Here is a 12,391-nt window from a genome sequence, read left to right as displayed (position 1 = left end):
ACTCCGCACTGACTCATCCCTTGTCCACAAGCGACGGTGGAGCGGACGATGGCGGGTTTCAGAGACACGGATTTGCGCGATGCCGAGCGCCTGCCGGCCGAAACCGGCGCGTCGGGCCGCAAGACCGCGCCGAAGATCGACACCAACCGCATCATCATCGGCGATTGCATCGCAGCAATGAACGCGTTGCCGGCCGGCAGTGTCGATCTGATCTTCGCCGATCCGCCCTATAATCTGCAACTGGGCGGCGATCTGCACCGGCCGGATGGCAGCCAGGTGGACGCCTGTGACGATGATTGGGACAAGTTCGCCAGTTTCCAGACTTACGATGATTTCACCCGCGCCTGGCTGAAGGCGGCGCGCCGCCTGCTCAAGCCCGATGGCGCAATCTGGACGATCGGTTCCTACCACAATATCTTCCGCGTCGGCGCCGCGCTTCAGGACGAAGGCTATTGGATCTTGAACGACATCGTCTGGCGCAAGGCCAATCCGATGCCGAATTTCAAGGGCACCCGCTTCACCAATGCCCATGAAACCCTGATCTGGGCGTCGAAATCCGAAAACAGCCGCTATTGCTTCAACTATCACGCCATGAAGGCGATGAACGATGATCTGCAGATGCGGTCGGACTGGCTGATCCCGATCTGCAACGGCAATGAACGGTTGAAGGACGCCGGCACCAAAGCGCACCCCACCCAGAAACCCGAAGCCCTGCTGTATCGCATCATCGTGGCCTGCACGCGGCCCGGCGATATCGTGCTCGACCCGTTTTTCGGCACCGGCACCACCGGGGCGGTCGCCAAACTGCTCGGCCGGCAATGGATCGGCATCGATCGTGATGCCAACTATGCCCGCCTGGCCCAGCAACGCATCGACAATCTGCTGGCGCTCGACGGCGGCGAGACCCGCATCAGCGCCGGCCGCCGCGCCGAACCGCGCATCGCCTTTGGCAGCCTGGTCGAAAGCGGCATGGTCCGCCCGGGCACGCGGCTGTGGGGCCCCGGCCGGCGCTTTGGTGCGCAGGTCCGCGCCGATGGCAGCCTCGACATGGCCGGCCGCACCGGTTCCATCCACCAGATGGGCGCCGCGGCGCAGGGCCTGCCCAGCTGCAACGGCTGGACCTTCTGGCACACCGAAGCCGACGATGGCCAATTGGTGCCGATCGACGCCGCGCGGCAAAGCTATCGCGCCACGACGGCGGTGGCGGGCTGACGCGGACCCGTTCCGGCCTCTTGCCCGGCGCGTATCGACTGCGTAATACACCTGCCATCACCGCCCGCACGGGCCGCAGATGATGGGATGAACGCATGCGCAACTTTCTGATCGCCTCCAGCCTGATCGCGCTGGTGGCATCGCCGGTGATGGCGGCCGACAAGCCGGAACTGGGCAGCTTCGGCTTCGATGAAGCCGGCATGGACAAGAGCATCAAGCCCGGTGACGATTTCGTCGCCTACACCAGCGGCAGCTATCTGAAGACCCTGACGATTCCGGCCGACCGTTCGAACTATGGCATGTTCAGCAAATTGCGCGACCTCAGCCAGGAACGCACCCGCTCCATCATCGAAGGTGCCGCCAAGACGACCGCCGCGCCGGGCAGCAATGCCCAGAAGGTTGGCGATTTCTATGCCAGCTTCATGGACGAGGCCGGCATCGAGGCCAAGGGCCTGGCGCCGATGAAAGCCGAACTGGATGCCATCGCCGCCGTGAAGGACAAGGCGGAACTCGCCCGGCTGATCGGTGATGCCAGCCGCGAAGGCGTCACCAGCCCGATCGGCATCAGCGTGATCCAGGATCTGAAGGATCCGACGATCATCTCGGCCTATGTCGGCCAGGGCGGGCTGGGCCTGCCGGATCGCGACTATTATCTCGACGACAGCAACCCGCGCTTCGTTGCCGCGCGGGAGAAATACAGATCATTCATCGCCGAGCTGCTCACACTGGCCGGATATGACAATGTGCCGGCACGCGCCGCCGCCATCTATGATCTGGAGGTCAAGATCGCGAAGTTGCACTGGACGCAGGTCGAACAGCGCCAGGTCGACAAGATCTACAATCCGGTGGCCCGCGCCGAAATCGCCGCCGCCTATCCGGGCTTTGATTGGACGCAGTTCGTCACCGCGGCCGGCCTGGGCGGCCAGAACCAGTTGATCGTGGCGAATCCATCCGCCGTGAAGGGCGCGGCCGCGCTGTTCGCATCAGAGCCGCTCGCCGTTTGGCAGGATTATCTGCGCTTTCACGCGTTGCGCGGTGCGGCCAATTTCCTGCCCAAGGCCTTCGTCGATGCCAATTTCGCCATGACCAAGGCCCTGTCGGGCACGCCCGAATTGCAACCGCGCTGGAAGCGGGCGGTGGATTACAGCTCGGCCGTGCTCGGTGAAGCTGTCGGTGCGCTTTATGTGCAGCAATATTTCCCGCCGGTCGCCAAGGCCAAGGCCGACACGATGGTGAAGAACATCATCGCGGCGCTGGACGTGCGCCTCGCCAATCTGGCCTGGATGGATCCGAAGACCAAGGCGGCAGCGCGCGACAAGCTGGCCAGCTTCACCCCGAAGATCGGTTATCCCGACAAGTGGCGCGATTATTCGGCCCTGCAGATCATCCGTGGCGATGCGCTGGGCAACATCCGGCGTGCGGCGCGCTTTGATTACGAACGCGAACTGGCCAAGATCGGCAAGCCGATCGACAAGAGCGAGTGGGGCATGACCCCGATGACGGTGAACGCCTATGCCAACCCGCTGTGGAACGAGATCGTCTTCCCGGCCGCCATCCTGCAGGCACCGTTCTTCGATCCCAATGCCGATGATGCGGTGAATTATGGCGGCATCGGCGCGGTGATCGGCCACGAGATCACCCACCATTTCGACGATCAGGGCCGCAAGTTCGACAAGGACGGCAAATTGTCGGATTGGTGGACGAAGGAAGATGAAACCCGTTTCAAGGCGCTGACCGACAAGGTGGTGGCGCAATATGGCGCCTATGAACCGCTGCCGGGCCGCAAGATCAACGGCGAATTGACGCTGGGTGAAAACATGGCCGATCTGGCCGGCGTCAACATTGCCTATGATGCGTGGAAGCGCAGCCTGGGCGGCAAGCCGGCGCCAATGATCGGCGGCTGGACCGGCGATCAGCGCTTCCTGCTCGGCTTTTCGCAGGTGTGGCGTCAGAAATATCGCGATGCCATTCTCAACCAGTTGCTCACCGTCGATCCGCACTCGCCAGGCCATTATCGTGCCTATGTCGTGCGCAATCTCGACATCTGGTACAACAGCTTCGGGGTGAAGCCGGGCGAGAAATATTATCTGGCGCCGGCTGACCGCCTGAACGTCTGGTGAGGCGATATTACAGGCCGATCCTGAGTGAGGGGGAGGGGCTGCCGCTGGCCGGCGGCCCCTTCGCCTTTGCCCGCGCCGAGGTGCTGACACGGGCAGGGCATGAAGGGTTCATCGCTGCGGCTGACCTCCCCGACGACTGGCGCGACCATCTGACCCGGCCGCGACCGCTGCCGGCGCGGCTGGGCCAGGTTGCGTCGTTGCCGCTGATCATGGGTGTGCTCAACATCACGCCGGACAGCTTCTCCGATGGCGGCCGGAACGCCGCCCCAGCCATCGCCATCGCTGCCGCGCAGGCCATGCACGCAGCCGGGGCCGGCCTGATCGATCTTGGCGCCGAATCCACCCGCCCCGGTGCGGCGGCGTTGCCGGTTGCGGACGAGCTGGCGCGGCTCGCCCCACTGTGGGCCGGGCTGGCCGGTCTGCCGGTCTCCATCGATACGCGCAATGCAGCCGTGATGGCCACCGCGATCGATGCCGGGGCATGCCTCGTCAACGATGTCAGCGCGCTGACCCATGACCCGGCGGCGGCAGCATTGGTTGCGGCGCGCGCCGCGCCTGTGGTGCTGATGCACCATCAGGGCACGCCGGCCACCATGCAGGCCGCGCCCCATTATGATGATGCGCTGCTCGATGTGTTTGATTGGCTGGAGAGACGGATTGCCGCAGCGGTCGCCGCGGGCATCAGCCGCGACAACATCATCGCTGATCCCGGCATCGGCTTTGGCAAGGGACTCACCCACAATCTGGCGTTGCTGCGCGGGCTTGCGCTGTTCCACGGGCTGGGCGTGCCGATTCTGTTGGGCGCCAGCCGCAAATCATTGATTTCCAATGTGGCGGGCGATGTCCCGGTGGCGCAGCGCCTGCCGGGCAGCCTGGCCATCGCGCTGGCCGGGGCGCAGGCCGGCGTGCAGATGCTGCGCGTGCATGATGTGGCAGAGACGGTTCAGGCGATCCGCCTGTGGCGGGCCTGCCATCCGGCGTTGACCTGACAGCTTGGTCAGCGTGGCCACAAGCCATTTGCCCCTTCACAGCCGCGCGCAAGCTGCTAACACGCAGCCTGCACGGGTTGCGGGTTTGCAACCGGCTACGCATTCAACGAGGGTTTTGCCTGTCATGGCCAGCAACGAACAGCAGAACGACGCACATCGCTCGACCTATTCCAGCTTCACCGGCTTCACCAAGTGGGGCACGATTTTCGTGATCATGGTCCTGCTGGCGCTCTATGTGTTTCTGGTCTGATCTGCACCGCAATAGCCTGGGGGCCTGAATCATGAAGATCGCGGTGCTGAAGGAAACGGCGGCCAATGAACAGCGCGTGGCCGCGACACCGGAAACGGTGAAGAAATTGCTTGGCCTGGGCGCCAGCGTCGCCATCGAAAGTGGGGCCGGCGCCGGCGCACGCATCAGCGACAATGATTATGTTGCCGCCGGTGCGACGATTGCCAGCCGCAGCGACGTGATCGGCGGCGCGCAGATGGTGCTGGGCGTGCAGGGCCCGGCCGTCGCCGATCTGCCCGGCATCACCGCCGGCACGATCGTTGCCGCCATCCTGGCGCCGTTCAACGATCGCGCCAAGATCGAGTCCTATGCCGGGGCCGGCCTGATCGGTTACGCCATGGAATTCATGCCGCGCACCACCCGCGCGCAATCGATGGATGTTTTGTCCAGCCAGTCCAACCTCGCCGGTTACAAGGCGGTGATCGACGGGGCAGAGGCTTATGGCCGCGCCTTCCCGATGATGATGACCGCCGCCGGCACGATCAGCGCCGCGCGCCTGTTCGTGATGGGCGTCGGCGTCGCCGGCCTGCAAGCCATTGCCACCGGCCGCCGCCTCGGCGCGCTGGTGTCAGCCACCGACGTGCGCTCCGCCACCCGCGAACAGATTGAATCGCTGGGTGCCAAGGCGATCTTCGTGGAAAAGGTCGCCGGCATCGAAGGCGAAGGCGCCGGCGGCTATGCCACCGAAATGAGCGATGAATACAAGGCCGCCCAGGCCGAGCTGGTGTCCAGCCATATCGCCAAGCAGGATCTGGTGATCACCACCGCGCTGATCCCCGGCCGCCCGGCACCGCGTCTGATCACCGACGCGCAGCTCGCCTCGATGCGGCCCGGCAGCGTCGTCGTCGATCTCGCGGTGGACAGCGGCGGCAACGTCGAAGGCGCTGTTGCCGGCCAGATCGTCGAGCGTCACGGCGTGAAGATCATCGGCCACAGCAACCCGGCCAGCCGCATGGCACCCGATGCCAGCGCGCTGTACAGCCGCAACCTGTTCAACATGATCAACGCCTTCTGGGACAAGGAGGCAAAAGCCGCCGTGTGGCCCGCCGACGACGATATCGTGAAGGGCATCAAGCTGACCGAGGGCGGCAAGATCGTCCACGAACGGCTGCTCGGTTAAAAGGGGGCACTAGCCATGGATTTCCTGTCGATCCTGTCGATTTTCGTGCTGGCGGTGTTCGTTGGCTATTATGTCGTGTGGTCGGTCACGCCGGCGCTGCACACCCCGCTGATGGCGGTTACCAACGCGATTTCGTCGGTGATCATCGTCGGCGCGTTGATCGCGGCGGCGGCCGGCGCGATCACGGAAGGCGGCGGCCCGTCGCAGTGGCTGGGCCTGGCGGGTGTGGTGCTGGCCAGCATCAACATCTTCGGCGGCTTCGCCGTCACGCGGCGCATGCTCGCGATGTACAAGAAAAAAGACAAGAAGCCGGCGGCTTCGAAGTAAGGCAGGGGCGAAAACAATGGAACATGCAGTCGCTGCCACGCCCGCCTGGGCCGTGCTCGCTTATCTTGCCGCCGGGGTGCTGTTCATCCTCAGCTTGCGCGGCCTGTCGTCGCCGGAAACCAGCCAGGCGGGCAACCGCAATGGCATGATCGGCATGGCGCTGGCCGTGGGCACCTCGCTCATCCTCCATCCCACCGGCTTGCCGCTGATCATCGCCGCCATCGCCATCGGCGGCGGCATCGGTTGGGTCGTGGCCCAGCGCATCCAGATGACGGCGATGCCGGAACTGGTTGCGGGCTTCCACAGCCTTGTCGGCATGGCCGCCGTGCTGGTCGGCTGCTCGGCCTATCTCAATCCGGCGGCGTTCGGCATCGTCGACAGCGCGGGTGCCATGCTCACCGTGTCGCGGGTCGAACTCGGCCTGGGTGTCGCCATCGGGGCGATCACCTTTTCGGGGTCGATCATCGCCTTCCTGAAATTGTCGGGCCGCATGTCCGGCTCGCCGATCCTGCTGCCGGGCCGCCATGTGCTGAACCTCGGCGTGCTGGTCGGTATCCTGGTGCTGACCGGCCTGTTTGCCATCGATGCCGCGGCCGGCATGGGGCAGGGGCCGCTGCTGTGGATCATCCTCGGCCTCAGCTTCGTCATCGGTGTGACGCTGATCATCCCGATCGGTGGCGCCGACATGCCGGTCGTCATCTCCATGCTCAACAGCTATTCGGGCTGGGCGGCGGCTGCGATGGGCTTCACGCTGCAGAACACCGCGATGATCATCACCGGCGCGCTGGTCGGATCGTCGGGTGCCATCCTGTCCTACATCATGTGCAAGGCGATGAACCGCAGCTTCATCAGCGTCATCGCCGGTGGTTTCGGTGCCGATGCCGGCGGGCCCGCTGCGGCCGGCTCGGCGATCCAGAAGTCGTTCAAGGCCGGTTCGGCCGACGATGCCGCCTTCATCATGAAGAACGCCGAAAGCGTCATCATCGTGCCGGGGTACGGCATGGCCGTGTCCCAGGCGCAGCACGCGCTCAGGGAAATGGGCGAGCTGCTGAAGAAGGAAGGCGTCAGCGTCAAATACGCCATCCACCCGGTCGCCGGCCGCATGCCCGGTCACATGAACGTGCTGCTGGCCGAAGCCAATGTGCCCTATGATGAGGTCTTCGAACTCGAAGACATCAACAGCGAATTCGGCCAGTGCGACGTCGCCTTCGTCATCGGCGCCAACGACGTCACCAACCCGCTGGCCAAGACCGACAAGACGTCGCCGATTTACGGCATGCCGATCCTGGATGTGGAAAAGGCCAAGACCGTGTTGTTCATCAAGCGCTCGATGGGCGGCGTGGGTTATGCCGGCGTGGACAACCCGGTGTTCTACAACGACAACACGATGATGTTGTTGGCCGATGCGAAGAAGATGGTCGAGAATATCGTGAAGGCGCTGGGGCACTGATCGCAGCCGGGCGCGCAAATAGCGGAGCTATTTGCCGACTCCGGCAAGATCGGCCGGCGAGCGAAAAGGGCGGCCCCGACAGGCCGCCCTTTTTGACTCGTTCGACGGCGTGGCTCCGCCACGCTCTTTCTGCTTCTTGCTTGAACGACCAAACGGACTCGGCAGCTTGGCTGCCGGCCGTGCGGGCGTGAAACAACCCAGCTTGCGTTTGGCCCTCTCCCCACCCCCAACCCCTCCCGCAAGCGGGAGGGGAGCAGTAAGATATGCCCAAGCGGCTCCCCTCCCGCTTGCGGCAGGGGCTGGGGGTGGGTTCTGCCGCTAACCCGCCGGCTTCTCACTCCACAACGCCGGAAACAGCTTCTTCAACGCTTCCACCTTGGGAATATCGTTGATCGCGATATAGGGCTGGGTCGGATGCGCCCGCAGGTAATTCTGGTGGTAATCCTCGGCCGGATAGAAGGGCTTGGCACCTTCGAACGTCGTGACGATCTTCGGTTTCCAGGTGCCGGCCTTGGCCAGTTGCCCCACATAGGCCTTGGCGATGCGGTCCTGCTCCGCCGATCGGGCAAAGATCGCCGTGCGATACTGCGTGCCGCTGTCCGGCCCCTGAAAATTCAGTTGAGTCGGATCATGCGCCACCGAAAAGAACACGCGCAGCAAGGTGCCATAGGACACAATCGCTGGATCCCAGGTCACTTCCACCGCTTCGGCATGGCCGGTCATGCCGGTGCCGATGATCTCATAGACCGCCGTGGATTTGGCGCCGCCAGCATAGCCCGACACGACGGACTTCACGCCCTTCACCCGTTCGAACACGCCTTCGATGCCCCAGAAGCAGCCCCCGGCAAACACCGCCTTCTGCAGCGCGCCGCCAACTAACGGTGCATCGGCGGCGGGGGCAGGGGCCAATACCATGCGCTCGGCGGCGCAGGCCGGGGTGGCCAACGCCAACGCCAGAGCGATCAAGGAACGCTTCATGCGGTTTTCCCCGGAATGAACTGCAACGACAGGCCGTTGATGCAATAGCGCAGGCCGGTCGGCTTGGGTCCATCGTCAAACACATGGCCCTGGTGGCCGCCGCAGCGGCTGCAATGCACTTCGGTGCGCTCCATCATGAAGCTGCGATCCGTGGTGGTGCCGATCGCCGTCTTGCTGATCGGCTGCCAGAAACTCGGCCAGCCGGTGCCGCTGTCAAACTTGTGCGCCGAGCTGAACAGCGGCAGCGCGCAGCCGCGGCAGGCAAAGATGCCAGCGTGCTTCTCGTTGTTCAGCGGCGAGGTGAACGGGCGCTCGGTGGCTTCTTCCCGCAGCACGGCGTAGGCATCCTTGCCCAGCCGCCGCTGCCATTCGGCCGGCGTGAAGCTGACGGTGAAACGGCCGGCCGCAGCCCAAGCGGGCGCGGCAGCAGCGGCAAGGGGCAGGGCAGCGATCAGCCCCATGAATGCGCGTCGATCAGTCATGCCCCTTTATACGCCCGGCGCGCCTGAATGGTTACTTGGCAGCTTGTCGCAACCAAGCCGCACCCTGCGATTTGGCCAGCGTCACCAGATCGCCCATCACCACATTCATGTCGATCAGGTGCAGGCCCCAAACCTCCTGCACCTGGCCGCTGACCACGACATCGCCGTTGATCGTGTCGGTGCGCGGATCGGCGGGATCGGCGTTGATGCCGACCGACAGGATATTGGCATTGTCGCGGTTCATGCACTCGGCAGTGAGCAGGCCGGGCAGCCCGACAAACGGCGTGTAGATGTTGCGGCCCTTCGCCCATTTCGGCGGCGGCGCGCCATTGTCGACGATACCGACCCGATTGACCATCAGGGCGTTGACCGCCACGCGACCGCCAGCCAGCGCAGCCGGATTGGTGCAGGCTGCCGCCATGCCGGCCGGCGCCGCCGCGGGTGGCCGCCCGAACAGGCTCGCCGCCGGTACCGCCATGGTGTCGCGGAAGCTGACCCAACTGAGCACGCAGCCGGTCTGCGTCGCCGAACGGCACAGCGGCATCATCTTCAGATCGCCGCCGACATCCTTGCCCGCCGGCACCAGAAGATTATGCCCGGCCAGATAGGCGGCGATGACCTGGCTGGCCACTGGTTTGCCTTCGATATTCAACTGGAGCAGCGCCTTCAACACGCCGCTGCCCTGGCTGTGGCCGATCAGGATGACGCCGCGACCCTTGTTGTCGTGTTGCATGTAATCGGCAAAGGCGGCGGCGACGTCGCGATAGCCCATGGTGATGTCGGCGGTCACCGGCTTGCCGAGCATGCGGTCGCGCAAGCTTGCCAGCGTGACCTGACGATACAGGGGCGCGTACACCCGGCAGGCCTGGCGGAACGGCGCGGCCTGGAACAGCGCGACATTCTTCTCGGCCGGGTCGGCGATCATGTCGCTGTTGGGCGTCGGATCGGTGGAAACGGTGGGATAGACATAGAAGCAATCGATCGGCGGGTCTTTTGCGGCCGGCTGCATGTCCAGCTTCACCACCGCATCGGCCGCCACGATGCTGGCGCTGGCATCGCCGCTGCACGGATCATTGGCGCCCGGCCGGCAGAGCCAGGCCGCGGGATCGCGATAATCGGGGGCAGGGGCCGCCGGGGTCTGGGCCAGGGCTGGCGCTGCGAGCAGGGCGAGAAGGGGGAGAAGCAGATGTTTCATGAGCGTGATCCTGCTTTGATTCTGGCGCTCTGGAAAGGGGGGCGCTGGGCGCCACCCCTCCGTCTCGCTGCGCTCGCCACCTCCCCTGGAAGGGGAGGAGCTTGTTTGATCCTCCCCTCCAAGGGGAGATGGCAGCCGAAGGCTGACGGAGGGGTGACGCTCTGCGGGGCAAATGACCCCCTACTTCCATCCATCCTTGAGCAGCGGCGACACATCCTCGCCCATCTTCTCCAGCACGTCGACAATCCGCGCGCGGCCGGCATCATTCTGTGCCCAGAACATCGGCCCGCCGCGAAACACCGGCCAGCCATAGCCGTTGATCCAGACAATATCGATGTCGCTGGCGCGCTGGGCCTTGCCTTCGGCCAGGATGCGGGCGCCTTCGTTCACCATCGGGAAAAGGCAGCGCTCCAGGATCTCCTGATCGTCGATGGTGCGGCGGTTGATGCCCTTTTCGGCGGCATAGGCATCGATGATCGCCAGCGCGTCTGGATTGGGCGTGCGGTTGCGGTTTTCATCGTAGACATAGAAACCCTTGCCGTTCTTCTGGCCGCGCAAGCCGGCTTCGCACAGACGGTCGCGCACGGTTTCGCTCTTCGAGGTTTCGGCATTCCAGCCGATATCGAGCCCGGCGAGATCGCTCATCTGGAACGGCCCCATCGGGAAGCCGAAATCGGTGAGCACGCGATCGATATCCGCCGGCGCTGCGCCTTCCAGCATCAGCAGATTCGCCTGTTGCTGGCGGCGGCTGAGCATGCGGTTGCCAATGAAGCCGTGGCAGACGCCGGCAACCACGGCGATCTTGCCGGTGGCCTTGCCCATTGCCATCGCGGTGGCCAGCACCTGGGGATCGGTCTTTTCGCCGCGCACCACTTCCAGCAGGCGCATCACGTTGGCGGGCGAGAAATAATGCATCCCCACCACCGATTCCGGGCGCGACGTTGCGGCCGCAATTTCGTCGACATCCAGATAGGAGGTGTTGCTGGCCAGGATTGCCCCCGGCTTGGCGATCTGGTCGAGACGCCCGAAAATCTCCTTCTTGATCGCCATGTTCTCGAACACCGCCTCGATGATCAGATCACAGTCGGCGAGATCATTCATGTCGAGGCTGGGCGTCAGCCGGCCCATGCGGGCCTCGACCTCCTCCATGGAGAAGCGGCCCTTCTTGGCGCTGTTCTCGTAATTGCGGCGGATCACGCCGACGCCGCGATCCAGCGCCGCCTGCGCGGTTTCCACGATGGTCACCGGAATGCCGACGCTCAGGAAATTCATCGAAATGCCGCCGCCCATGGTGCCGGCGCCGATTACGCCGACCTTTTTCACCGGCAACGGCTGCACATCGGCGGCCAGGCCATCGATCTTGGCGGCGGCGCGCTCCGCGAAGAACACGTGGCGCTGCGCGGCGGATTGCAGGCCGGTCATCAGCTTCATGAATTCGCTGCGCTCGACCTTCAGGCCTTCATCGAACGGCAGCGCCACGGCGGCCTCGATGCACTTGATATTGGCTTCCGGCGCTTCGAAGCCGCCGAAGGCCTTGGCATTCCTCGCGCGGAACTCGGCGAAGAAGGGTGCCAGCTCGGCCGCGCTGCCGCCCAGCTTGCTGGCATCATCGCGCACCTTCTTCAGCGGGCGACCTTCGGCCACCACTTGCTGGGCAAAGGCCACGGCGCCTGCGGTCAGGTCACCATCGACCACCTGATCCACCAGCCCGGCGGCGAGCGCATCCCTGGCATTCATCTGCGCGCCGCTGGTCACCATCTCGGTGGCCTTCTTCGCGCCGACGATGCGCGGCAGCCGCTGCGTGCCGCCGGCGCCGGGCAACAGGCCCAACTTGACCTCCGGCAGGCCGAACTTGGCCTTGGCATCGCTCACCCGGTAATGCGCGCACAGCGCCACTTCCAGCCCGCCGCCCAGCGCGGTGCCGTGAATGGCGGCAATCACCGGCACCGGCGAATTTTCCATCGCATCCTGCACGGCAGGCAAGGATGCGCCGCGCGGCGGCTTGCCGAACTCGCTGATATCGGCGCCGGCGATGAAGGTGCGCCCGGCGCAGACCAGCACCACGGCCTTCACATCTGCGTGATCCGCCAGCGCTGCGAACGCGCCAGCCAGGCCATCACGCACATCGGCCGAGAGCGCGTTGACCGGCGGCGAATTGACCGTGACGATGGCGATCTCGCCTTGTGTGCCCAGATCGACGACGTTGTTGATGGCGGCCATGACAATTCT

The 12,391-nt window shown here is 64.7% G+C and carries 11 protein-coding genes; 7 read left to right on the top strand and 4 right to left on the bottom strand.

What is annotated here, in order from left to right; translation table 11 throughout:
* Positions 1–48: 48 nt before the first annotated feature.
* The 7 genes from ABWP22_RS04580 to ABWP22_RS04550 all read left to right on the top strand — a co-directional run bounded on the left by ABWP22_RS04580 (position 49) and on the right by ABWP22_RS04550 (position 7,507).
* A complete protein-coding gene (locus tag ABWP22_RS04580; protein WP_353198763.1) occupies positions 49–1,212 on the top strand; it encodes a site-specific DNA-methyltransferase in 1,164 nt (387 codons plus the stop codon).
* Between the two features lie 95 nt (positions 1,213–1,307).
* Positions 1,308–3,332 carry a M13 family metallopeptidase gene (locus ABWP22_RS04575; protein WP_353198762.1) on the top strand — a complete coding sequence of 675 codons (2,025 nt, stop codon included), beginning with the start codon at positions 1,308–1,310 and terminating at the stop codon, positions 3,330–3,332.
* Positions 3,329–4,321, top strand: a complete 993-nt coding sequence (gene folP / locus ABWP22_RS04570; RefSeq protein WP_353198761.1) for a dihydropteroate synthase — start codon at positions 3,329–3,331, stop codon at positions 4,319–4,321. The genes ABWP22_RS04575 and folP overlap by 4 nt, the downstream gene beginning before the upstream one ends.
* A 124-nt stretch (positions 4,322–4,445) precedes the next feature.
* A complete protein-coding gene (locus ABWP22_RS04565) occupies positions 4,446–4,571 on the top strand; it encodes an aa3-type cytochrome c oxidase subunit IV (RefSeq protein ID WP_353198760.1) in 126 nt (41 codons plus the stop codon).
* Positions 4,572–4,602: 31 nt separating this feature from the next.
* Positions 4,603–5,730 (top strand): NAD(P) transhydrogenase subunit alpha, encoded by a 1,128-nt coding sequence (locus ABWP22_RS04560; protein WP_353198759.1) that lies wholly within the window; start codon positions 4,603–4,605, stop codon positions 5,728–5,730.
* 15 nt (positions 5,731–5,745) lie between these two features.
* Positions 5,746–6,057 (top strand): NAD(P) transhydrogenase subunit alpha part 2, encoded by a 312-nt coding sequence (locus ABWP22_RS04555; protein ID WP_353198758.1) that lies wholly within the window; start codon positions 5,746–5,748, stop codon positions 6,055–6,057.
* A gap of 16 nt (positions 6,058–6,073) precedes the next feature.
* Positions 6,074–7,507, top strand: coding sequence for an NAD(P)(+) transhydrogenase (Re/Si-specific) subunit beta (locus tag ABWP22_RS04550; protein WP_353198757.1), 1,434 nt, complete (start codon positions 6,074–6,076; stop codon positions 7,505–7,507).
* A gap of 318 nt (positions 7,508–7,825) precedes the next feature.
* Here ABWP22_RS04550 and msrA read toward each other — a convergent pair whose 3' ends face one another.
* From msrA to ABWP22_RS04530, 4 genes are all read right to left on the bottom strand, one after another.
* Positions 7,826–8,485 (bottom strand): peptide-methionine (S)-S-oxide reductase MsrA, encoded by a 660-nt coding sequence (msrA, locus tag ABWP22_RS04545; protein WP_353198756.1) that lies wholly within the window; start codon positions 8,483–8,485, stop codon positions 7,826–7,828.
* Positions 8,482–8,967: a peptide-methionine (R)-S-oxide reductase MsrB gene (gene msrB, locus ABWP22_RS04540; RefSeq protein ID WP_353198755.1), complete on the bottom strand. Its 486-nt coding sequence runs from the start codon at positions 8,965–8,967 to the stop codon at positions 8,482–8,484. The genes msrA and msrB overlap by 4 nt, the downstream gene beginning before the upstream one ends.
* A gap of 31 nt (positions 8,968–8,998) precedes the next feature.
* Positions 8,999–10,162, bottom strand: a complete 1,164-nt coding sequence (locus ABWP22_RS04535) for a DUF3089 domain-containing protein (protein ID WP_353198754.1) — start codon at positions 10,160–10,162, stop codon at positions 8,999–9,001.
* Between the two features lie 180 nt (positions 10,163–10,342).
* Positions 10,343–12,382 carry a 3-hydroxyacyl-CoA dehydrogenase NAD-binding domain-containing protein gene (locus tag ABWP22_RS04530; RefSeq protein WP_353198753.1) on the bottom strand — a complete coding sequence of 680 codons (2,040 nt, stop codon included), beginning with the start codon at positions 12,380–12,382 and terminating at the stop codon, positions 10,343–10,345.
* Between the last annotated feature and the right edge of the window lie 9 nt (positions 12,383–12,391).

The organism is Sandarakinorhabdus sp. (genome assembly GCF_040398665.1).
Classification (GTDB): Bacteria; Pseudomonadota; Alphaproteobacteria; order Sphingomonadales; family Sphingomonadaceae; genus Sandarakinorhabdus.
The sequence above is the reverse complement of the archived record's forward strand: the minus strand, read 5'-3'. Positions and strand labels throughout refer to the sequence as shown.

Coding starts and splice junctions, on each gene's coding strand:
- ABWP22_RS04565 (WP_353198760.1), top strand. CDS start 4,446: ATGGCCAGCAACGAACAGCAGAACGACGCACATCGCTCGACCTATTCC.
- ABWP22_RS04555 (WP_353198758.1), top strand. CDS start 5,746: ATGGATTTCCTGTCGATCCTGTCGATTTTCGTGCTGGCGGTGTTCGTT.
- ABWP22_RS04530 (WP_353198753.1), bottom strand. CDS start 12,382: ATGGCCGCCATCAACAACGTCGTCGATCTGGGCACACAAGGCGAGATC.
- msrB (WP_353198755.1), bottom strand. CDS start 8,967: ATGACTGATCGACGCGCATTCATGGGGCTGATCGCTGCCCTGCCCCTT.
- ABWP22_RS04560 (WP_353198759.1), top strand. CDS start 4,603: ATGAAGATCGCGGTGCTGAAGGAAACGGCGGCCAATGAACAGCGCGTG.
- ABWP22_RS04550 (WP_353198757.1), top strand. CDS start 6,074: ATGGAACATGCAGTCGCTGCCACGCCCGCCTGGGCCGTGCTCGCTTAT.
- ABWP22_RS04535 (WP_353198754.1), bottom strand. CDS start 10,162: ATGAAACATCTGCTTCTCCCCCTTCTCGCCCTGCTCGCAGCGCCAGCC.
- ABWP22_RS04580 (WP_353198763.1), top strand. CDS start 49: ATGGCGGGTTTCAGAGACACGGATTTGCGCGATGCCGAGCGCCTGCCG.
- msrA (WP_353198756.1), bottom strand. CDS start 8,485: ATGAAGCGTTCCTTGATCGCTCTGGCGTTGGCGTTGGCCACCCCGGCC.
- ABWP22_RS04575 (WP_353198762.1), top strand. CDS start 1,308: ATGCGCAACTTTCTGATCGCCTCCAGCCTGATCGCGCTGGTGGCATCG.